The sequence below is a fragment of the Methylobacterium jeotgali genome (assembly GCF_022179345.1).
Taxonomy (GTDB): domain Bacteria; phylum Pseudomonadota; class Alphaproteobacteria; order Rhizobiales; family Beijerinckiaceae; genus Methylobacterium; species Methylobacterium jeotgali.
In genome coordinates this window covers 1-17,738 of sequence record NZ_BPQR01000046.1, presented here as the reverse complement: position 1 = coordinate 17,738, position 17,738 = coordinate 1, and the positions used below count along the sequence as shown (strand labels likewise).

Sequence of the window (17,738 nt, the reverse complement as noted above, 5' to 3'; positions counted from 1 at the left end):
GCGAAGCGCTGGCACTCGCACACGCGGGCAAGCCGCCGAGGAGCCGACCCATGCGGGGCCAAGACAAGACCGAGACGCGCCGCGAGGCTCTCCCGCCCGTGCGGGAGGACGGCGCGCCCGCGTCCGATCCGCAGCGTCTCGACAACCAGCTCTGCTTCGCGGTCTACTCGGCGGCGCACGCCTTCGGGCGGGCCTATCGGGGCCTCCTCGCCGCCCACGACCTGACCTACCCGCAGTATCTCGTGCTGATGGTGCTCTGGGAGCAGGAGGGCCTCACGGTCAAGGAGATCGGCGGGCGGCTCTTCCTCGACTCCGGCACCCTGACGCCGCTGCTGAAGCGCCTCGAGGCCTCCGGGCATGTGCGCCGCACCCGCGACCGCGCCGACGAGCGGCAGGTGAGCATTTTCCTCACCCCGAAGGGGCGGGCGCTGCACGGCGCGATGTCCTGCATCCCCGACCAGGCCGGCGGCATGACCGGTCTCGACCTGGACAAGCGCCGCGCGCTTCTCGACCACATCGTCGCCCTGCGCGACGGCCTCCACGAGGGCGCGCAGTAGGCCGCGCAGATCAGACGGCGGCGTCGATCTCGCGGCTCGCCTCGCGCAGCATCATCTCGGCGAGCAGCTGGAGCGAGGCGATGCCCGTCATGTCCACGAGCGCCCGCAGCTCGATGGCGCTGTCGAGCACCTGCTCGAGAAGGTCGAGGCGATGCGATAGCGCCGCAGCCTCGCCGTCGTCCCTGGAAAGCAGATGTGCAACCATATCGACCCCCTCTATACAACTGAGGGTGTATATAGATCGTTGACACTTCCTTAAGGCCGCGTGCCCGCGTGTCGGCGGGCATGACAGGGCGGCCCCATTGCCTGGCGCAAACGAAAAAGGCCGCCCCGGCGGGGGCGGCCTTCGCATCGGAGCGTGCCGAACCTACTTCGTCTTCAGGTAGGCGATGACGTCGGCGAGCTTCTTGTCGTCCTTGATGCCGGGGAAGACCATCTTGGTGCCGGGCACCTTGGCCTTCGGGTCTCTCAGCCACTCCTTGAGGTTGGCCTCGTCCCAGGTGATCCCGGAGTTCTTGAGCGCGGCCGAGAAGTTGTAGCCGTCGCGGCCCTGGCCGGCCTTCTCGCCGACGATGCCCTTGAGCTGCGGGCCGACGCCGTTCTTCTCGAAGTTGTGGCAGGCCTTGCAGGGCGCGAAGGCCTTCTCGCCGGCCGCCGCGTCGCCGGCCTCCTGCGCCTGCGCCGCGAGCGGCAGGGACAGCGCGAGGACCGCGCCGAGGATCAGGTGACGCATGGGTGTTTCCTCCTCCGTTGAGACATGGGGCAACGGCTTATAGCCGAGCTTCGGGTTTAGAACAGGTCAAGTTTGAAACTGCGGAAGGGCCATCTAGGGCGCCTGCGGCGAATGGAAGCCCCTTCGCCGCCTGACATTTCCGGTATGGCCTGGAAGCGTTTCAGTTAAACTTCGGCCGGGAGCGGCGACGGTAGACTGCTCCGGGGATGCTGAGCGCCGGCTGAAGCCGGCGTCGTCCAACCGTCAGGGAGGCGCCCGATGTCGATCCGGTTTCCCGAGCCCGATCCGGGCGTGGTCGCCCGCCGCGACGCGATCATCGAAGGCTTGCGCCCGCTGGTGGCCGCCGAGGCGCTGGTGACGAGCGAGGACGAGCGCCGGGCGTTCGAGTCGGACGGGCTCACCGCCTACCGCAAGCTGCCGCTCGCCGTCGTCCTGCCCTCGACCACGGCCGAGGTCTCCGCGGTGATGGCCTTCTGCCACGCCAACGGCGTGCGGGTGGTGCCCCGGGGCGCCGGCACCTCGCTCGCCGGCGGCGCCATCGCCCAGGAGGACGCGATCATCCTCGGGGTGGGCAAGATGACCCGCGTCCTCGACATGGACTTCGCCAACCGCACCGCGCGGGTCGAGGCGGGCATCACCAACCTCGCCATCTCCGGGGCGGTCTCCCACGAGGGCTTCTTCTACGCCCCGGACCCGTCGAGCCAGCTCGCCTGCACCATCGCCGGCAACATCGCCATGAACTCCGGCGGGGCGCACTGCCTGAAATACGGGGTCACCACCAACAACCTGCTCGGCGTCACCCTGGTGATGAACGACGGCACCGTGGTCGAGATCGGCGGGCGCCACCTCGATGCCGGCGGCTACGATCTCCTCGGCCTGATCTGCGGCTCGGAGGGGCAGCTCGGCATCGTCACCGAGGCGAGCGTGCGCATCCTGCGGGCCGCCGAGGGGGCCCGGCCGGCGCTCGTCGGCTTCTCCTCGGTCGAGGACGCGGGCGACTGCGTCGCCGCGATCATCGCCGCCGGCATCATCCCCGTGGCGATCGAGTACATGGACCGGGAGGCGATCCTCATCACCGAGGATTTTGCCCAGGCCGGCTATCCCCGCGACGCCGAGGCGATGCTCATCATCGAGGTCGAGGGGTCGAACGCCGAGATCGACGACATGCTCGGGCGCATCGAGGCGATCGCGCAGGGCTTCCGGCCGACGAGCCTGCGCGTCTCCCGCTCCGAGGCGGAGAGCGCCGCGATCTGGAAGGGCCGCAAGTCCGCCTTCGGCGCCACGGGCCGCATCTCCGACTACATCTGCATGGACGGCACCATCCCCACCGGCCGCCTCGGCTACGTGCTGGAGCGGATCGGGGCGATCTGCGCCGAGAAGGGGCTTCGCGTCGCCAACGTCTTCCATGCCGGCGACGGCAACTTGCACCCCCTGATTCTCTTCGACATCAACACCCCCGGCCAGATCGAGACGGCGGAGGCGGCGGGCGACGAGATCCTCAAGCTCTGCGTCGAGGTCGGCGGCTGCCTCACCGGCGAGCACGGGGTCGGCATCGAGAAGCGCGAGCTGATGCGCTTCCAGTACGCCCAGGCCGATCTCGAGCAGCAGATGCGGGTGCGCAACGTCTTCGATCCCGCCTGGCTCATGAACCCCGCCAAGGTCTTCCCGCTGGAAGGGCGTGTCGCCGCCTGAGCTTGACAGGCGGCGGCCGGTCCTGGCCTATGGCGCGTGAGGGGACGGCGATCTCCCCACGAGGCGACAGGCCGAAGTATCGCGTCCCGCTCCCATGCTCGGACGCGCCATGCCCGCCTTCAACGCGATCTCCGCCGATAAGCTCGCGCGCCTGACCGGCACGCCGAACGCGCCTATCGTCATCGACGTCCGCACCGAGGATGCCTTCACCGAAGCGCCGGTCCTCGTGCCCGCGAGCCTGCGCCGTTCCGAGGACCGGATCGGCGACTGGGCGTCGTCCGTCGGCGAACGCGGCGTGGTGATCGTCTGCGGCGACGGCGGCGCCCTTTCCCACGGGGTCGCGGCGCTCCTGCGCGGCCACGGTCACCGGGCCGAGATTCTGGAAGGCGGGTTGGCCGCCTGGATCCGTGCCGGCCTGCCGGCGGTGCCCGAAGCGAAGCTGCCCCGCCGGGATCATCGCGGCCGCACGGTCTGGGTGACGCGGGCCCGGCCCAAGATCGATCGCATCGCCTGTCCGTGGCTGATCCGCCGCTTCGTCGATCCGCTCGCGATGGTGCTGTTCGTTCCGGCGGCCGAGGTTGCCGGCGTCGCGGAGCGCTTCGCGGCGGCCCCCTTCGACATCGACGATCCCGCCGCGATCTGGAGCCATCGCGGACCCGCCTGCACCTTCGACGTGATGATCGAGGAACTCGGGCTCGCGACCGAGCCGCTCCTGCGGCTCGCCACCATCGTGCGCGGGGCCGACACGGCCCGGCCGGACCTCGCGCCCGAGGTTGCCGGCCTCCTCGCCGTCTCGCTCGGGCTGTCGCGGATGTACGGCGACGACCTCGCCCAGCTCGATGCCGGGATGCTCATCTACGACGCCTTCTACCGCTGGTGCCGCGATGCGGTGGGCGAGACGCACGACTGGCCCACGGCCCGGAAGACGAGGGACTGACATGCACGGTCTCCCGAGCGAGCCCTCGACGACCGCACCTGCCGCACGGGCAGGCGACGGGCCTCCGCCGACGCCCGTCACCCTGCGCGAGGCGCTGCCGGTCTGGCTGAAGATCGCGGCGCTGTCCTTCGGCGGCCCGGCCGGGCAGATCGCGGTGATGCACCGGGTTCTGGTCGAGGAGCGGCGCTGGATCTCCGAGCGGCGCTTCCTGCACGCGCTGAACTTCTGCACCCTCCTGCCGGGGCCCGAGGCGCAGCAGCTCGCCACCTATGTCGGCTGGCTGATGCACGGCACGCGGGGCGGGCTCGTGGCCGGCGGGCTGTTCGTGCTGCCGGGCCTCGTCGCGATCATGGCGCTGAGCTGGCTCTACGCGCTCCTCGGCAGCACCGGCCCCGTCGCCGGCCTCTTCTTCGGCCTCAAGGCGGCGGTGCTTGCCATCGTGCTGCAGGCGGTGGTGCGCATCGGCCGGCGCGCCCTGAAGGGGCCGGCGATGGTCGCGATCGCGGCGCTGGCCTTCGTGGGCATCTTCGCCTTCGACCTGCCCTTCCCCGCGATCGTGCTGGCGGCGGCCCTCGCAGGCTATCTCGGCGCGCGCGCCGGCCTGCCCGCCTTCCTGGCCGGAGCGGGCCATGGCGGCGCGCCCGCCGACGATCCCGGCCCCTACCTCCTCGGCGACGACGCCGCCGCGTCCGGAGCGCCGCGCGGCCACGCCCTGCGGATGCTCGCGCTCTGGGGCGGCCTGTGGCTCGCCCCTGTGCTGGCGCTCCTCGCGCTCCTCGGCCCCGACAATGTCTTCGGCCGCATCGCGGTGTTCTTCTCGCAGATGGCCCTGGTGACCTTCGGCGGCGCCTACGCGGTCCTGGCCTACGTCGCCCAGCAGGCCGTCGACCATTACGGCTGGCTCCGGCCCGGCGAGATGCTCGACGGGCTCGGCATGGCCGAGACCACGCCCGGCCCGCTCATCATGGTCACGCAGTTCGTGGGCTTCATGGCGGCCTTCCGCCAGCCCGGCGTGCTGCCGGCTCTCGTGGCGGGGACGCTGGGAGGGCTGCTCACCACCTGGGTGACCTTCCTGCCCTGCTTTCTCTGGATCTTCCTCGGCGCGCCCCATGTCGAGCGCCTGCGCGGCAACCGGGCGCTGGCCGGAGCACTGGCGGCCGTGACCGCGGCGGTCGTGGGCGTGATCCTCAACCTGTCGCTGTGGTTTGCCCTGCACACGCTGTTCGCGCAGACGCGGGCGTTCAGCGCCGGGCCGCTGCGGCTCGACGTGCCGGTCCTGGCGAGCCTCGATCCCTTCGCCGCCGCCCTGTCGGTGGCGGCGCTCGCGGCGGTGTTCGGCCTCCGGCTCGGCATCCTGCCCGTGCTGGCGGGATGCGCCGTGGCGGGGCTGCTGCTGCGCCTTTCCGGCCTCGTGTGAGGCCTACTTGATCTGCACGCTGTCCACGACCTCGCGGAACTTGGCGAGCGTGCCCGCGCGCTGGTCCTCGCGGACGACGCCCACCGCGCGCAGGTAGCCGTCGGGGGCGAAGCGGATGGTCTGGGCGACGACGACAGGCGTCTCCGAGGGCAGGTCCTTGGCACGGGCCACGATCTCGTGCCAGTCGACGCCGTTCTGCCGGTAGCTCTGCGAGCGCTCGATCACGAAGTCCTTCATGGTCTGGTTCGAGTAGAGCGCCGAGCGGGCGAAGCCGTCCCGCTGCTCGGCGGTCGGCGGCGTCTGGACGGCCTGGGCGAGCACCAGGATCGGCTGCTCCAGGCTCGTCATCTGGTCCTTGGGGCCCTTGGTCAGCAGCACCGAGTTGCCGGCGAGCACGCGCACCGGCCGGAAGCCCGCCGGATCGCCGATCGTGAAGGGCAGGGCCTGGACCTGCTCGTCGAGGCTCAGCGCCTGGCGCACGATGGCCCCGGTGAGCATGGCGCGCATCGAGGCCTCGGTCTCGGCGCTCGGCAGGCACTGGGCGATGATGATACCGGTGACGCTCGCGTCGCCGACGAGGAGCAGCCATTTCTTCACCGCCGGCGTCCCGGCGGCGGCGTCCGCCGGCTGCTCGCCGGTGAACAGGTAGGCGTCGGCGGCGCCGATCTTCACCGCCTCCCGCTTCTGCACGACGAAGCCCTGGGCCTTGAGGCTCTCGTCGGTGAAGCTCGCCGCGAGGTCCGGGAAGGCGTTCGGCGGCAACTCGACGATGGAGACCGTGGCGCCGCCCTCCCGGCGCTCGAAGCCCGTGAAGCGGCGCGACACCGACATGTCGGAGGGCGCCTCGAAGCCGAAGCGGGAGCCCGGCGGGAAGACCGTCTCGGCCAGGGCGGGAAGGCTGGCGGGAAGGCTTGAGAGAAGCAGGAGCCCGAGGGCCGTCCCCGTCCGGAGGAGGGGGCCCGCGCGGCGCGTCCTCTGCGGATTCTTCAGCAGCGGCATGGCGATGGTCTCACTCCCTGCGGCGTTCGATCGGGCTCCGCAGACCCGATGCGTCGGCTCCCGCCCGCCTCCTGTCAAGCGGGGCGGGTGACGCGCCGGAGCGTCAGGTTGCAGCGCCAGCCCGGTGCGGGAAAGGAGCCGCCGGGGTCGAGGAGATCGGGGGCGGCCTTGAGCACCCGGTCGACGCCGTGGTGGCAGAGGCGGGAAGCGCCGCCCATCACCAGCGCGTCGCCGGGCTCCAGGCGGATCGAGCGGGTCGGGTCGCTGCGGGAGAGCCCGCCGTAGCGGAAGCGGGCCGGCGCCCCGAGGGAGAGCGAGAGCACGGGGGCGTCGAGATCATCCTCGTCGCGGTCCTGGTGCAGCCCCATCCGCGCCTCGGGCCCGTAGAGGTTGACGAGGCAGGCCTCCGGCGGGGCGGGGTAGCCGGCGAGCGCCGCCCAGGCCGCGAGCGCCAGCGGCGGAAGGGCGGGCCAGGGCGCGCCGGTCTCGGGATGCGTCGGCTGGTAGCGGTAGCCGCCCGCGTCGGAGACCCAGCCGAGGGGGCCCGCGTTCGACATCCGCACCGAGAAGGGTTTTCCGGTACGCGGCATCCGCGGCGTGAAGGGCGGGGCTGCTACCAGCACCGCCTCGACCTCCGCCGCGAGGCGGGCCTGGGCCGCGCGATCGAGCCAGCCTGGATGGTGGACGAGGCCCGGCGCGAGGATGACGGGGCGCGCCGGCACAGCGACCTCAGTGCTCGTCGATGTCGCGGTCGAGCACGCTCTTCATGGCGACCGTGGTGTCGGCCCGCAGGCGGTAGACGATCGGGATGCCGGTGGCGATCTCAAGGCTGGCGATGGTCGTCGGCGTCATCCGGTCCAGCACCATGATGAGGGCGCGCAGGGAGTTGCCGTGGGCGGCCACCAGCACCCGGTCGCCGGCCATGACGCGCGGCAGGATGTGCTCGATGTAGTAGGGCAGCACGCGGGCGGCGGTGTCCTTGAGGCTCTCGCCGCCGGGTGGGGGCACGTCGTAGGAGCGGCGCCACTCGTGGACCTGCTCGGCGCCCCAGCGCTCGCGGGCGTCGTCCTTGTTGAGGCCCGAGAGGTCGCCGTAGTCGCGCTCGTTGAGGGCGGCGGCGCGCACCACCTCGATGTCGGCGAGGTCCATCTCCCCGAGGATCAGCGAGCAGGTCTTCTGGGCGCGCTTGAGGTTCGAGGTGAAGGCCACGTCGAAGCGGTAGCCCTGGTCGAGGAGCCAGCGGCCGGCCTTCTTCGCCTCCTCGACGCCGAGCTCCGTCAGGTCCGGGTCGCGCCAGCCGGTGAAGAGCTTCTTGAGGTTCCATTCGCTCTGGCCGTGGCGAGCGAGGACGAGCAGGCGCTCCATCGGGTGTCGGTCCTTGCGGAGGGAGACTTCGTCCCGCGCTCCTAACAGAGCGGGGCGCGGCCCCCAAGCGCGGGCCGCGACGATCCGCCGGCGTGCTTAAAGCCCGAGCACGTCTGTCATCGAATAGAGGCCGGGCTTCTTGTCGAAGGCCCAGAGCGCCGCGCGCACGGCGCCGCGGGCGAAGATCTCCCGGTCCTCGGCGTGGTGGGAGAGCGTCAGGCGCTCGCCGGGGCCGGCGAAGACCACGGAATGGTCGCCGACGACGCTGCCGCCGCGCAGCGTCGCGAAGCCGATGTCGCCGGGGTTGCGGGCGCCGGTATGCCCGTCGCGGGTGGAGACGCGGCGGTCGCCGAGCACGACGCCGCGCCCCTCCGCCGCCGCCTCGCCGAGGAGGAGCGCGGTGCCGGACGGCGCGTCGACCTTCATGCGGTGGTGCATCTCGACGATCTCGATGTCGAACTCCTCGCCGAGCGCGGCGGCGACCTTGCGCACCAGCCCGGCGAGCAGGTTGACCCCGAGCGACATGTTGCCCGAGCGCACGATGCGCGCGTGCCGGGAGGCGGCCTCCAGGCGCTTGAGGTCGTCCTCCGACAGCCCCGTGGTGCCGACGACGTGGACGATGCGGGCCTGGGCGGCGAGCTCGGCGAAGAAGCGCGTCGCGGCCGGCGCCGTGAAGTCGAGGACGCCCTCGGCCTCGACGAAGGCGGCGAGCGGGTCGTCGGTGACAGGGACGCCGAGCGGCCCGATGCCCGCGAGCGTGCCGGCATCCTGCCCGAGGGCGACCGAGCCCTCGCGCTCGATGGCGCCCGACAGCGTGCAGCCCTCGGCGGCGGCCACCGCCCGCACCAGCATCCGCCCCATGCGCCCCTCGGCGCCGACCACGACGAGCCGCATCGCTCAAGACCTCCCGCGCCGATCGCGCCGCCTCGCGGGTACAGGCTCCGGCGGAGGGTGCCAAGGGAGGAGCGCGAACCGGCTCCCGGCTCGGGTGTTGTCGAAGCCACGGCCTTACGCAGCGGAGACGGACATGGACATTGCCCCCGATACGGTCACCGAGATCATCCTGCGCCTGCGGGCGGTCGACGTGAAGGAGGGGGTGACGGACCCCGATTCCGGCTCGAACCCGATCGACGACGGCGCCACCGACGTGCTCGTCTCCGGCACCGACGACGCCACGGAGTCCGAGGTCCGCTCGATGATCGCCGGGCTCAACGACGACCAGCGGGCCGAGCTTCTGGCGCTGCTCTATGTCGGGCGCGGCGACATGGAGCCGGAGGACTGGGAGGGCGCGGTGCGCTTCGCCCGCGAGCGGGAGGCGGCGGGCGAGGGCGCCGTGCGCGAGATCCTGCGCCAGCCGGACGGCGGCGACCTTCTCGCCGAGGGGCTCGACCGGCTCGGCATCACCCCGGACCTGCCCCAGGCCTGAGCGAGGTCAGGCCCAGCGCGCCAGCAGCTCATCGGTCGTCACCGTCTCGACCTGCTGGCCGTAGCGGGCGTGGTACATCAGCAGCAGGGCGTCATGCGCCTCGTCGCAGGAGCTGCAGAGGGCGTCCGTGACGAGGAGGATGCGATAGCCGAGGTCGACGCCGCCCAGCACCGCGCCGAGCACGCAGACGTCGGTCTCGGCACCGGTCACGATCAGGGTCTCGACGCCCCGCTCCCGCAGCAGCCCGTCGAGGCCGGTGTCGAGCCAGGGCGAGTAGACCCGCTTGTCGATCACCGTGGCCGGCGGCACCAGGCGGGCGAGCTCGGGCACGAGGTCGACGAGGCCGGGAGCGAGACGCTCCAGCGTCATCGAGGCCCACCGCTCGGAGTAGGCGGCCCAGGTGCCCCGGCCCTCGCCGGGCCGCGCGGCGGGGATGAAGCGGGTGAAGATCGTGCGCTCGGGATGCGCCTCGGCGATGCGGGTCACGCGCGGCAGCACCCGGGGCATCCAGGGCGTGCGCCACTCCGTGTCCTCCGCGAAGAGGCGCTGCATGTCGACGCAGAGATGGGCGCAGCGGGCGCCGAGGCGTTCGCCCTCGGGCGACGCGCCGGCCTTGGCGATGTCGGCTTCTTTCATGGCCCCGGCCAACCCCGCGGCGGTGCCGGCGTTCCCGGCTAAGGACCTGCTCTCGGGTCCGGCAGCGGCACGGCCTCGAGGGTGGTGGGGTTGTAGAAGATGATCCGGCTGCCGAGCGGATCGAACCGGAAGGTGACGGAGCGGAGCGCGGGCAGCGCCGCGCGGATCGCGGCGTGACGGTCGGGGGGCGCCAGGAAGGCGAGGAAGCCGCCCGCGCCCGCTCCGAGGAGCTTGCCGCCCTGTGCGCCGGCCCGCATCCCGGCTTCGTACCAGCCGTCGATGTCGGCGCTGGTGATGCCGCTGGCGAGGCTCTTCTTGAGGGCCCAGTTCTCGTGGAGGATGTCGCCGGCCCCGTCGAAATCGGCTTCCTGGAGCGCGTCGCGGAAGGCGTAGGCGAGCCCGACCATGCGGGTCAGGGCCTCGCGTTTGGCGCCGTCGCCGGCCACCGCCTCCGACTGCTGGCGCAGGATGCCCGAGGCGCTGCGGGTCAGCCCGGTGTAGAACACGAGCACCCGCCGCTCGAAGGCCTCCCTCCGGTCCTGCGGCATGATGATCGGCGTCACCTGCACGCTGTCGTCGGCGTTGAACTCGATGAGGTTGAGGCCGCCGAAGGCCGCCGCGTACTGGTCCTGCTTGCCGATCGGCTCGCCGCAGCGCTCGATCTCGATCTCGCAGGCGAGCCGCCCGAGCTTCTCCGCCGAGACGTGGCTCCCGAGATAGGCGAAGACCGCGTTGATGAGCCCCACCGTGAAGGTGCTCGACGAGCCGAGCCCGGTGCCCCGCGAGGGGATGTCGGCGATGGTGGCGATCTCGACGCCGCCGCGCAGGCCGATGCGCTCGAAGGTCGCCTTGAAGAGCCGGTGCTCGATCTCGGAGACGGCGTCGATCTCCTCCGTCTTCGAGTAGGCGAGGCGGATGCCGCCGTCGAACTTCCGGTTGATGTTGACGTAGACGTACTTGTCGATGGCCGTGCTCACCACGGCGCCGCGGTGGCGCCGGTAGAACTCGGGCATGTCGCTGCCGCCGCCGACGAAGCTCATCCGCAGGGGCGTCCGGCTGATGATCATGCCGCCGATTCCCGCCTCACATCCTGCGCCAGGATGAGGCCGACCGCCGCGGCGAGATCGTCGGCGACGTGCTCGGGCGGGGCCTCGTAGCGGCCGTCGCGGCCGCCCTCGCCGGTGCGGACCAGGATGCCGCGCACGCCTGCGCGCCGGGCGGCGAGCATGTCGGAGGTGGTGTCGCCGATCATCCAGGAGCGGGCGAGATCGGCGTTGAGCTCCTCGGCCGCCCTCAGGATCAGTCCCGGCTCGGGCTTGCGGCAGGTGCAGGCGACCTTGAGCGCCGGCACCTCGCCGGGAAAGCCCGCGTCCGGATGGTGCGGGCAGAGGTACGCCCGGTCGAGCCAGGCCCCGGCCCGGCCCAGCTCCATGTCGAGCCGGGCGTGGATCGCCCGCATGCCCTCCTCCGTGCATTCGCCTCGCGCCAGGACCGGCTGGTTGGTGACGAGCGCGACGCGAAACTCGGCCTCGTTGAGGCGGCGCACGGCCTCGGCCGCGCCGGGGATCAGCACGAGGTCCTCGGGCCTGGCGACGTGGCCGCGGGGCCGATTGAGGGTCCCGTCCCGGTCGAGGAACACGCATCGCTGCCGCCGTCCGCGGGCGGCGCGGGCGACGACGCCCCGGCGGAGATGATCCTCGACCTTATCGAGCCGGGCGGGCGTGCCGAGGTCCTTGATGTACTCGAAGCTGTTGTAGCCGAAGAGCCGCTGGCCGGCGGCGAGCATCGCCGGGAACAGGTCGCGGCCGAAGTCGGAGGGCTCCGGGAAGTCCCGCCAGCGCAGGAGCGCCGCCCGCTCGACCATGTAGAAGGCCGCATTCACGAGGTTCGGCAGCGCCGCGCCTTCGGGATGGGGTTTCGGGTGGAAGCGGATCACGAACCCGTCCTCCCCGGTCTCGACGAGATCGGAATCGTGGGGGTGGTCGTTCGGGTGCAGGAACAGCGTCGCGTCCGCCCCGGAGCGGCGATGGGCGTCACCGAAGCGGGCGACGTCGATCTCGAACAGCGTGTCGCCGTAGACGACGAGGAAGCGCTCCTGCAATCGGTCCAGCACCGAGAGCAGTGCGCCGGAGGTGCCCCGCGGCGCGCCGTCGTCGACGGTGGTGACGGACAGCCCGTCATGGGTGACGAGGAACCCCTCAACGAAGCGCTCGATCCGGTCGGCGGCGTGGTTGACGAGGATCACGACCTCCGTGACCCCGTTCGCCCGGAGCTGAAGCAGCTGCCGCTCCAGGAGCGGCACCCCGCAGACGCCGACGAGGGGCTTCGGCAGGGGCCCGAGCCGCTCGGCGAGCCGTGTGCCCTTGCCGCCGGCGAGGATCACCGCCTGCATCAGGCGCGAGCCTCTCGTCGGACGGCCTCTTCCTGGGCGGCGATCTGCGCCACCGCCCGGCGGACCGCATCCTCCGAGCCGAGACGCGGCTGCCAGCCGAGCGCGGCGAGCCGGCCCGTGTCGTAGCGGAAGCGCGGCACGTCGCCGACCCAGCCGCGCCCGCCCTCGCCGAAGCGGATCGCGGCGCCGGGCGCGGCGGCGTCGCGCACGGTCTCGGCGATGCGGCGCACGCTCACGCCCTCGTCCCGCGGGCCGATGTTGAAGACGTTGTAGGCGCCGCTCGCCGTGCGCGCGATGAACAGCATCGCCTCGATCAGCTCCTCGACATGGAGGTAGCTCTTCGTCTGCGTGCCGTCGCCGAGCACGTCGAGCCGGTCGGGCGTCGCCTTCAGCTTGCGCAGGAGATCGAGGATCACCCCGTGGGTGGCCGGCACGCCGACGACGTTGGGGAAGCGGAACACGTCGGCGCGGATCCCGTCGCTCTCGACGGCCGCCCGGATCTGCGCTTCCGAGGCGAGCTTCATGGCCCCGTAGTTCGAGATCGGCTCCAGGGGACCGCTCGCCTCGTGGATCGCGGTCTCGCCGAGGTCGCCGTAGACCGCGGAGCTCGACGCGAAGCGGATCGCCGGGATCGCGAGGTCGCGCATGACCGCGAGCACGGCGAAGGTCGTGAGGAAGGTGTCCTTGAGGTCGACCCGCGGATCGCGGATGCCCGCCGGGATGTCTGAGTTCGCCGCGAGGTGCCAGACCTCCGCGACCCGGTCCTCGCCTCGGGCGCGCTCGATCGCCCCGCGCAGGGCGTCGGCGTCCGAGCAGTCGACCTGCGCGCCGGCAAAGCGCGGCTCGTTCCGGAACGGCGCCCAGTGCTCCGCCAGGCCCCGCGAGAAATCGTCGAGCGCCAGCACCCGGGCGCCCCCGTTCAGAAGCCTCGGGATGAGGTTGGCGGCGACGAAGCCCGCCCCTCCGGTCACGACGTGAATGTCCAAGGGATGCCTGCCGGGCGCGTCCTCGCGAGAGGAGGACCGTAGCGGTCCGCCCGGCGCTCCCGCAAGCGGTCCGCGCCGACGCTCTACCCGATGGGGAGGTTGTCGATCAGCCGGGTACGGCCGAGATAGGCCGCCGCCAGCACGCGGGCGGGCCGCTCGACCCGCTCGACGGGGGCGAGGCTCTCGGCGTCGCGGATCTCCAGGTACTGCACCGGCCCGAAGCCCGCCGCCTCCAGCTCCGCCCGGCCGCGATCGAGGAGCGGGGCCGCCGCCTCGCCCCGGCCGGCGGCGTCCGCGATCCGCGCCAGCACCGCGTAGAGCCGGGGGGCGATCGCGCGCTCCGCCGGGCTGAGGTAGCGGTTGCGGGAGGACAGGGCGAGCCCGTCCGTCTCGCGCCGGGTCGGCATGCCCTCGATCGCGACGTCGAGGTCGAGGTCGCGGGCGGCCCGGCGGATCACCTGGAGCTGCTGGTAGTCCTTCTCGCCGAACAGCGCCGCGTGCGGGCGGACCTGGTTGAGGAGCTTCACGACCACCGTCGCCACGCCCTCGAAATGGCCGGGCCGGAAGGCGCCGCACAGCCCTTCCGTGAGGCCGGAGACCCGCACGCTCGTAGAGAAGCCCGGCGGGTACATCGTCGCGACCTCCGGCGTCCAGGCGGCGTCGGCCCCCGCCTCGGCGAGCAGGCGCAGGTCGGTCTCGGTGTCGCGGGGGTAGCGGGCGAAGTCCTCGTTCGGGCCGAACTGGGTCGGGTTGACGAAGATGCTCGCCACCACCCGATCGCCGAGACGCCGGGCGTGCGCGATCAGCGCCAGGTGGCCCTCGTGCAGAGCGCCCATGGTCGGCACCAGCACGATGCGCTCGCCGGCCGCCCGCCAGGCGCCCGTCGCCCGCCGCAGGGGCGCGAGCGTCTCGAAGCGCTGGAGCGTCGGCAGACGGTGGAGCGGCATGGCGGGACCCGGTCGGAGCGCGGGCGCGCCCGCGACGGGTCGCGAGGTAAGCGCGGGCCGCGCGAGTTTCCAGTGCTTTCGCCGCCGGCCGCCTCAGCGGCAATAGGGCAGGACCGGGCGGCCGAAGGGGTCGTCGACCCCGCGGGGCGGCGTCATGCCGTAGTAGCTCGGCCGGGAGAGCCCGTACTCGGAGCCGACGAAGCTCGGGTCGTCCGGCGCGTTGGTCGGCACCAGGGCCCGGCGCGGGATGCAGCCGACGACGCGGCGGCGCGGCACCGGATAGCTCAGCACCTCGTCGGCGCCGTCACCCCGGGGGAAGTAGCGCGGGGTGGGGGGGCCGAGATCGACGGGATCGCCATAGGGGGCCCCTGGCGGTCCCGCAGGGAAGGGGCCGTCGAGATCGGCGGCGAAGGTGGCGCAAGGAAGCATGCCGAGCAGTGCCAGCGCGCGCGCGGCGCGGCGCATGGGGCTCCTGTCCCTGGAAATGGTCGGCTCGCCGGTCACGGCGCGAGCCTCGCAGGCCATGGTGAACGCTTCGTTACCGGGCCGGTCTCGCGGGCCCGTCGAGGGGCAGGAGCGGGTCGGGCCGGGCGGCCGTCGCGGCCGGCGCCTTGCGCGAGCGGGCGAGAGTGCGGGCGAGGGCGCGCAGCCCGGCGCGGTCGGGAGCCGCCCCTCCCTGCGCGTAGAGCCCGGCATCGAGGGCGGCGAGCCCCCGGACGATCTCCGCGTCCTCCCGCCAGAGGCGGGCGAGAGCGGGCTCGGCCCCGGCCGACTCGGCGTAGGCGGCCCGCAGGGCCCGTGCGTCGCCAGCTTCGGCGGCGCGGGCCAGCGCCCGCCGCCGCGCGGCGTCCAGGCGCAGGCGCGGCCTTCCGGTACTGACGCCGACGAGCGCGAGCCCGAGGCCGAAGGCGGCGAGCCCCGCCGCAGCCGCCACCCAGGGCGCGGCGCGGGTCGGCGCGGCGTCCCGCTCCTGGTCGGGCAGGCCACCGCCGATCTGCCGGGCAGGGATCTCCGCCTCCCGCATCGTCCGCGACACCGTGTCGAACCAGGGGATGCCGATCGCGTCTAGGGGGATGATCTCGCCGATCGCCGGCCGCACGTCCCACTGGTAGGTCGCCCGTGCCACCGGCCCCGTCGGCGTGATGATCGTCTCCCGGGTGACGGGCCCGGCGAAGGTGAGGATGCCGCGGGTGCGCATCACCGGGCGCGGCGGCAGGCCTTCGGCGACAAGCCCTGCCGCCTCGATCGTGACGATGCGCCGGGCCGACTCGCCGATCTTCAGGGTCTCCGGGTCGGGCGACCAGGAATCGGTGATCGTCACGTCGCGGGCCGGCAGCCACCAGGGTTCCTTGACCTCCGGGCCGCCGCCCTTGCCCGTCCAGGGGGCGACCGGCAGCCGAATCGGCGCGGAGCGGACGTCGACGACCCGGCGGGCGCCGGCGTCGTTGACGGTGACGCGGTGGACGAAGGGGTCGATCGTGAAGTCGCCGGCATGATGGGGGAAGACGGCGATCACCCGGTCGAGGGCCAGCGCCACCTGCCCGTCCGGCAGGCGCTCCCGGCTCCAGCGGTCGCGCCCGAGCTGCGTCCAGGAGAAGTTGGCGAGCGTCGGCTGGATCATCTCCTCCAAGAGGATCTGCTGGCGGTAGACCCCGTGGATGCGCAGCAGCACCATCTCGCGGGCGTAGGGGGCGGCGCCCCCGTTCAGCTCCGGCGTGACGGTGAGGGTGAGGTCGCCGGGCTCGATCTCGGCGCGGGCCGTACCGATCGACCCAATCAGCAGCACGATGCCGATAAGGACCCGCCCGCGAAGCGCAAGCCCGAACGGGCGTCGGCGCCCATGCGCCGGATCGCGGGTGCGCGAGCACTCGCACGAGAAGATTCCCCTCACCACGGGTTGCTCCCGGCGGGGATCGCCGTGCCGGCCTCGACGCGGCGGGCCTGCTCGGCCTTGAGGCGCAGCTTCAGGTAGCGGCCGGGATCGTCGGGGAGCGTGCGCAGCCACAGCCGGTCCGGCCTGATCTCGTGGGCCTCGAAGCTCTTCGTCACCCGGCGCGCCTCCCGCTCCGGCGACTCGGCGACCATGGCCGAGCCGCCGCCCTTGCGGCCCTTGCCCTCGGCGTCGCCCACCGAGCCGCGGGCCTCGCCGCCGCCGGAATCGAGGGCCTGCTGCTCGGCCTTGCCGCGGCGCGACACCTTGCTGTTGCCCGGTAGCGAGGCGCTGGAATTCGCCTCGCGGTTGCCGGCCAGCCCCTCGCCGCTCGAGGTCGCCTGGATGTCGTCGCTCTGGTCGTGGTTGGCGGTGTTGTTGTAGCGGGCGCCGTACTGCCCCGTGGCGTTGGCGATGCCGCCGTTGCCTCCACGGTCGATCGCCTCGGCGACGAGGCGGGCGAGCAGCGCCCGGTTGGCGCGGGCATCCGCGTCGCGGGGGTTGTAGGCGAGCGCCGCGTCGTAGGCGGCGATGGCGCCGTCGTAGTCGCCGAGCTTGGCCAGCGCGTTGCCGAGGTTGTAGGCGCCGCGCTTGCCCGCCCGCCTGAAGACCTCGGCGGCTTCGGCGTAGCGACCGGCCTCGTAGAGAGCGGGGCCGCGCCAGGCCGGATCGGCGAGCACCTGTGCCGCGAGTCCCGGCGCCCCGAGCCCGATCAGCAGCCGCCCGAGCCCGTTGCGGGGCTCGGAGACGGCGGCGAGCGCCAGCAGGCCGAGGCCGGCGAGCCCGAGGCCGGCGAGCCGCATCCCCCGCCGCCAGCGGGGGGGCAGGCCGGCGGGCGTCCGCAGGGAAGGGAGCGTGAGGCCGGCCATCAGGCGCTCCTGCGGAACAGGAGAAGGGCGGGGATGGCGGCGGCCAGCAGCAGCCAGCGGCCGAGATCGGCATAGGCGAGCACGGCGTAGCCCCCGGCGGCGAGGTGGCCTGCCGTGCCGGCGCCGACCGCGTCGAGCACCGGCCCCGGCGCGCCGATCTCGGCGGCCGGCCCGCCGCCGGCCCGCGCCAGGGCGTCGAGGGCGGAGCGATCAGGCTTTGGCGCGCCCGGCGGCAGGGTCTTGGCCGGCGGCACGAACAGGGTGGCGAGGCGCCAGCCCTTCGCGCGGATCGCCTCCGCCTCGCGGCGGGCCGCGTCGCCAATGCCGTCGCCGTCGCTGACGAGCACCACGTCGGCGGCGACGGTCTCGCCCTCGCCCAGCGTCCGCCGGGCGAGCGCCAGCCCCCGCTCGGGATGGCTGCCTCGGTCGGGCACGGTGTCGGCGTCGAGCGCGAAGAGCGTGGTGCCGAGGCTGTCGCGGTCGGTGGTCGGAGGTGCGGCGAGGTAGGCGTCGCCCGCGTAGACCACCACCGCCACGGGGCGGGTGCCGGCGGCCTCCGCCAGCCCCTGCGCGGTCTGGCGCACGGCCTTCAGGTCGCCGCCCTCGCCGACGGAGCGGGAGAGGTCGATGACGAGGACCAGGGCGTCGAGGTTGCGGAAGGTCGTGGCGTCCGCCCGCTCCACCGCCGGCCCGGTCAGCGCCAGGGCCGTCAGCCCGGCGGCGAGCGCTGCGGCGAGGTTCGCCTGCCGGCGCCCGCCGAGCACCGCCCCCCGGCGGCGCAGGGCCGCCATCAGGGCGGGGTCGACGGCCCGCGCCCAGTCGCCGAGCGGCGCCGCCCGCCACGCCGCCCGC

Annotated in this window: 20 protein-coding genes; 5 read left to right on the top strand and 15 right to left on the bottom strand. The window is 73.1% G+C overall.

The window, feature by feature from the left end; genetic code table 11:
* Positions 1-50: 50 nt before the first annotated feature.
* Positions 51-557 (top strand): MarR family winged helix-turn-helix transcriptional regulator, encoded by a 507-nt coding sequence (locus MFF04_RS14210; RefSeq protein ID WP_238276698.1) that lies wholly within the window; start codon positions 51-53, stop codon positions 555-557.
* A 10-nt stretch (positions 558-567) separates the two neighbouring features.
* Here MFF04_RS14210 and MFF04_RS14205 read toward each other — a convergent pair whose 3' ends face one another.
* Both MFF04_RS14205 and MFF04_RS14200 read right to left on the bottom strand, forming a co-directional pair.
* Positions 568-762: a hypothetical protein gene (locus MFF04_RS14205; protein ID WP_238276697.1), complete on the bottom strand. Its 195-nt coding sequence runs from the start codon at positions 760-762 to the stop codon at positions 568-570.
* 162 nt (positions 763-924) lie between these two features.
* Positions 925-1,290 (bottom strand): c-type cytochrome, encoded by a 366-nt coding sequence (locus tag MFF04_RS14200; protein WP_238276695.1) that lies wholly within the window; start codon positions 1,288-1,290, stop codon positions 925-927.
* A 258-nt stretch (positions 1,291-1,548) separates the two neighbouring features.
* On the opposite strand from MFF04_RS14200, the gene MFF04_RS14195 reads away from it, so the two are divergent.
* The 3 genes from MFF04_RS14195 to chrA all read left to right on the top strand — a co-directional run bounded on the left by MFF04_RS14195 (position 1,549) and on the right by chrA (position 5,336).
* Complete coding sequence (locus MFF04_RS14195; RefSeq protein WP_238276693.1) at positions 1,549-2,982, top strand: FAD-linked oxidase C-terminal domain-containing protein; 1,434 nt, start codon at positions 1,549-1,551, stop codon at positions 2,980-2,982.
* Between the two features lie 109 nt (positions 2,983-3,091).
* Positions 3,092-3,919 carry a chromate resistance protein ChrB domain-containing protein gene (locus tag MFF04_RS14190; RefSeq protein ID WP_238276691.1) on the top strand — a complete coding sequence of 276 codons (828 nt, stop codon included), beginning with the start codon at positions 3,092-3,094 and terminating at the stop codon, positions 3,917-3,919.
* Between the two features lies 1 nt (position 3,920).
* Positions 3,921-5,336, top strand: a complete 1,416-nt coding sequence (gene chrA, locus MFF04_RS14185) for a chromate efflux transporter (protein ID WP_238276689.1) — start codon at positions 3,921-3,923, stop codon at positions 5,334-5,336.
* A gap of 3 nt (positions 5,337-5,339) precedes the next feature.
* Here the strand turns inward: chrA and MFF04_RS14180 are convergent, their stop codons facing one another.
* The 4 genes from MFF04_RS14180 to dapB all read right to left on the bottom strand — a co-directional run bounded on the left by MFF04_RS14180 (position 5,340) and on the right by dapB (position 8,594).
* The gene (locus MFF04_RS14180; RefSeq protein WP_238276687.1) at positions 5,340-6,335 is read right to left on the bottom strand and encodes a hypothetical protein; all 996 of its coding nucleotides are present in this window, start codon (positions 6,333-6,335) and stop codon (positions 5,340-5,342) included.
* Between the two features lie 74 nt (positions 6,336-6,409).
* Complete coding sequence (locus tag MFF04_RS14175) at positions 6,410-7,057, bottom strand: alpha-ketoglutarate-dependent dioxygenase AlkB family protein (RefSeq protein WP_238276686.1); 648 nt, start codon at positions 7,055-7,057, stop codon at positions 6,410-6,412.
* A gap of 7 nt (positions 7,058-7,064) precedes the next feature.
* On the bottom strand, positions 7,065-7,700 hold the full coding sequence (locus tag MFF04_RS14170) for a 2,3-bisphosphoglycerate-dependent phosphoglycerate mutase (RefSeq protein WP_238276684.1): 636 nt from the start codon (positions 7,698-7,700) through the stop codon (positions 7,065-7,067).
* Between the two features lie 96 nt (positions 7,701-7,796).
* Positions 7,797-8,594: a 4-hydroxy-tetrahydrodipicolinate reductase gene (dapB, locus tag MFF04_RS14165; protein ID WP_238276681.1), complete on the bottom strand. Its 798-nt coding sequence runs from the start codon at positions 8,592-8,594 to the stop codon at positions 7,797-7,799.
* Between the two features lie 133 nt (positions 8,595-8,727).
* Between dapB and MFF04_RS14160 the strand changes: the two genes are divergently transcribed.
* Positions 8,728-9,126, top strand: a complete 399-nt coding sequence (locus MFF04_RS14160; protein ID WP_238276679.1) for a DUF3775 domain-containing protein — start codon at positions 8,728-8,730, stop codon at positions 9,124-9,126.
* A gap of 6 nt (positions 9,127-9,132) precedes the next feature.
* Here the strand turns inward: MFF04_RS14160 and MFF04_RS14155 are convergent, their stop codons facing one another.
* From MFF04_RS14155 to MFF04_RS14115, 9 genes are all read right to left on the bottom strand, one after another.
* Complete coding sequence (locus MFF04_RS14155) at positions 9,133-9,762, bottom strand: cysteine hydrolase family protein (protein ID WP_238276677.1); 630 nt, start codon at positions 9,760-9,762, stop codon at positions 9,133-9,135.
* A gap of 38 nt (positions 9,763-9,800) precedes the next feature.
* The gene (locus tag MFF04_RS14150; protein WP_238276675.1) at positions 9,801-10,829 is read right to left on the bottom strand and encodes a GHMP family kinase ATP-binding protein; all 1,029 of its coding nucleotides are present in this window, start codon (positions 10,827-10,829) and stop codon (positions 9,801-9,803) included.
* On the bottom strand, positions 10,826-12,154 hold the full coding sequence (locus MFF04_RS14145) for an HAD-IIIA family hydrolase (RefSeq protein ID WP_238276673.1): 1,329 nt from the start codon (positions 12,152-12,154) through the stop codon (positions 10,826-10,828). The genes MFF04_RS14150 and MFF04_RS14145 overlap by 4 nt, the downstream gene beginning before the upstream one ends.
* Positions 12,154-13,125: an NAD-dependent epimerase/dehydratase family protein gene (locus tag MFF04_RS14140; protein WP_238276671.1), complete on the bottom strand. Its 972-nt coding sequence runs from the start codon at positions 13,123-13,125 to the stop codon at positions 12,154-12,156. Before MFF04_RS14140 ends, MFF04_RS14145 begins: the two co-directional genes overlap by 1 nt.
* Positions 13,126-13,223: 98 nt before the next feature.
* Positions 13,224-14,087, bottom strand: coding sequence for a pantoate--beta-alanine ligase (gene panC / locus MFF04_RS14135; protein WP_238276669.1), 864 nt, complete (start codon positions 14,085-14,087; stop codon positions 13,224-13,226).
* Positions 14,088-14,180: 93 nt separating this feature from the next.
* A complete protein-coding gene (locus MFF04_RS14130; protein WP_238276667.1) occupies positions 14,181-14,552 on the bottom strand; it encodes a hypothetical protein in 372 nt (123 codons plus the stop codon).
* Positions 14,553-14,625: 73 nt separating this feature from the next.
* The gene (locus tag MFF04_RS14125) at positions 14,626-15,882 is read right to left on the bottom strand and encodes a hypothetical protein (RefSeq protein WP_238276776.1); all 1,257 of its coding nucleotides are present in this window, start codon (positions 15,880-15,882) and stop codon (positions 14,626-14,628) included.
* 92 nt (positions 15,883-15,974) lie between these two features.
* Complete coding sequence (locus tag MFF04_RS14120; protein WP_238276665.1) at positions 15,975-16,886, bottom strand: tetratricopeptide repeat protein; 912 nt, start codon at positions 16,884-16,886, stop codon at positions 15,975-15,977.
* A partial coding sequence (locus MFF04_RS14115; protein ID WP_238276663.1) for a vWA domain-containing protein occupies positions 16,886-17,738 on the bottom strand: 853 nt, incomplete at its 5' end. The genes MFF04_RS14120 and MFF04_RS14115, both read right to left, overlap by 1 nt.

Coding starts and splice junctions, on each gene's coding strand:
- MFF04_RS14190 (WP_238276691.1), top strand. CDS start 3,092: ATGCCCGCCTTCAACGCGATCTCCGCCGATAAGCTCGCGCGCCTGACC.
- panC (WP_238276669.1), bottom strand. CDS start 14,087: ATGCCGCTCCACCGTCTGCCGACGCTCCAGCGCTTCGAGACGCTCGCG.
- MFF04_RS14155 (WP_238276677.1), bottom strand. CDS start 9,762: ATGAAAGAAGCCGACATCGCCAAGGCCGGCGCGTCGCCCGAGGGCGAA.
- MFF04_RS14170 (WP_238276684.1), bottom strand. CDS start 7,700: ATGGAGCGCCTGCTCGTCCTCGCTCGCCACGGCCAGAGCGAATGGAAC.
- MFF04_RS14200 (WP_238276695.1), bottom strand. CDS start 1,290: ATGCGTCACCTGATCCTCGGCGCGGTCCTCGCGCTGTCCCTGCCGCTC.
- MFF04_RS14180 (WP_238276687.1), bottom strand. CDS start 6,335: ATGCCGCTGCTGAAGAATCCGCAGAGGACGCGCCGCGCGGGCCCCCTC.
- MFF04_RS14120 (WP_238276665.1), bottom strand. CDS start 16,886: ATGGCCGGCCTCACGCTCCCTTCCCTGCGGACGCCCGCCGGCCTGCCC.
- dapB (WP_238276681.1), bottom strand. CDS start 8,594: ATGCGGCTCGTCGTGGTCGGCGCCGAGGGGCGCATGGGGCGGATGCTG.
- chrA (WP_238276689.1), top strand. CDS start 3,921: ATGCACGGTCTCCCGAGCGAGCCCTCGACGACCGCACCTGCCGCACGG.
- MFF04_RS14210 (WP_238276698.1), top strand. CDS start 51: ATGCGGGGCCAAGACAAGACCGAGACGCGCCGCGAGGCTCTCCCGCCC.
- MFF04_RS14130 (WP_238276667.1), bottom strand. CDS start 14,552: ATGCGCCGCGCCGCGCGCGCGCTGGCACTGCTCGGCATGCTTCCTTGC.
- MFF04_RS14195 (WP_238276693.1), top strand. CDS start 1,549: ATGTCGATCCGGTTTCCCGAGCCCGATCCGGGCGTGGTCGCCCGCCGC.
- MFF04_RS14145 (WP_238276673.1), bottom strand. CDS start 12,154: ATGCAGGCGGTGATCCTCGCCGGCGGCAAGGGCACACGGCTCGCCGAG.
- MFF04_RS14160 (WP_238276679.1), top strand. CDS start 8,728: ATGGACATTGCCCCCGATACGGTCACCGAGATCATCCTGCGCCTGCGG.
- MFF04_RS14150 (WP_238276675.1), bottom strand. CDS start 10,829: ATGATCATCAGCCGGACGCCCCTGCGGATGAGCTTCGTCGGCGGCGGC.
- MFF04_RS14205 (WP_238276697.1), bottom strand. CDS start 762: ATGGTTGCACATCTGCTTTCCAGGGACGACGGCGAGGCTGCGGCGCTA.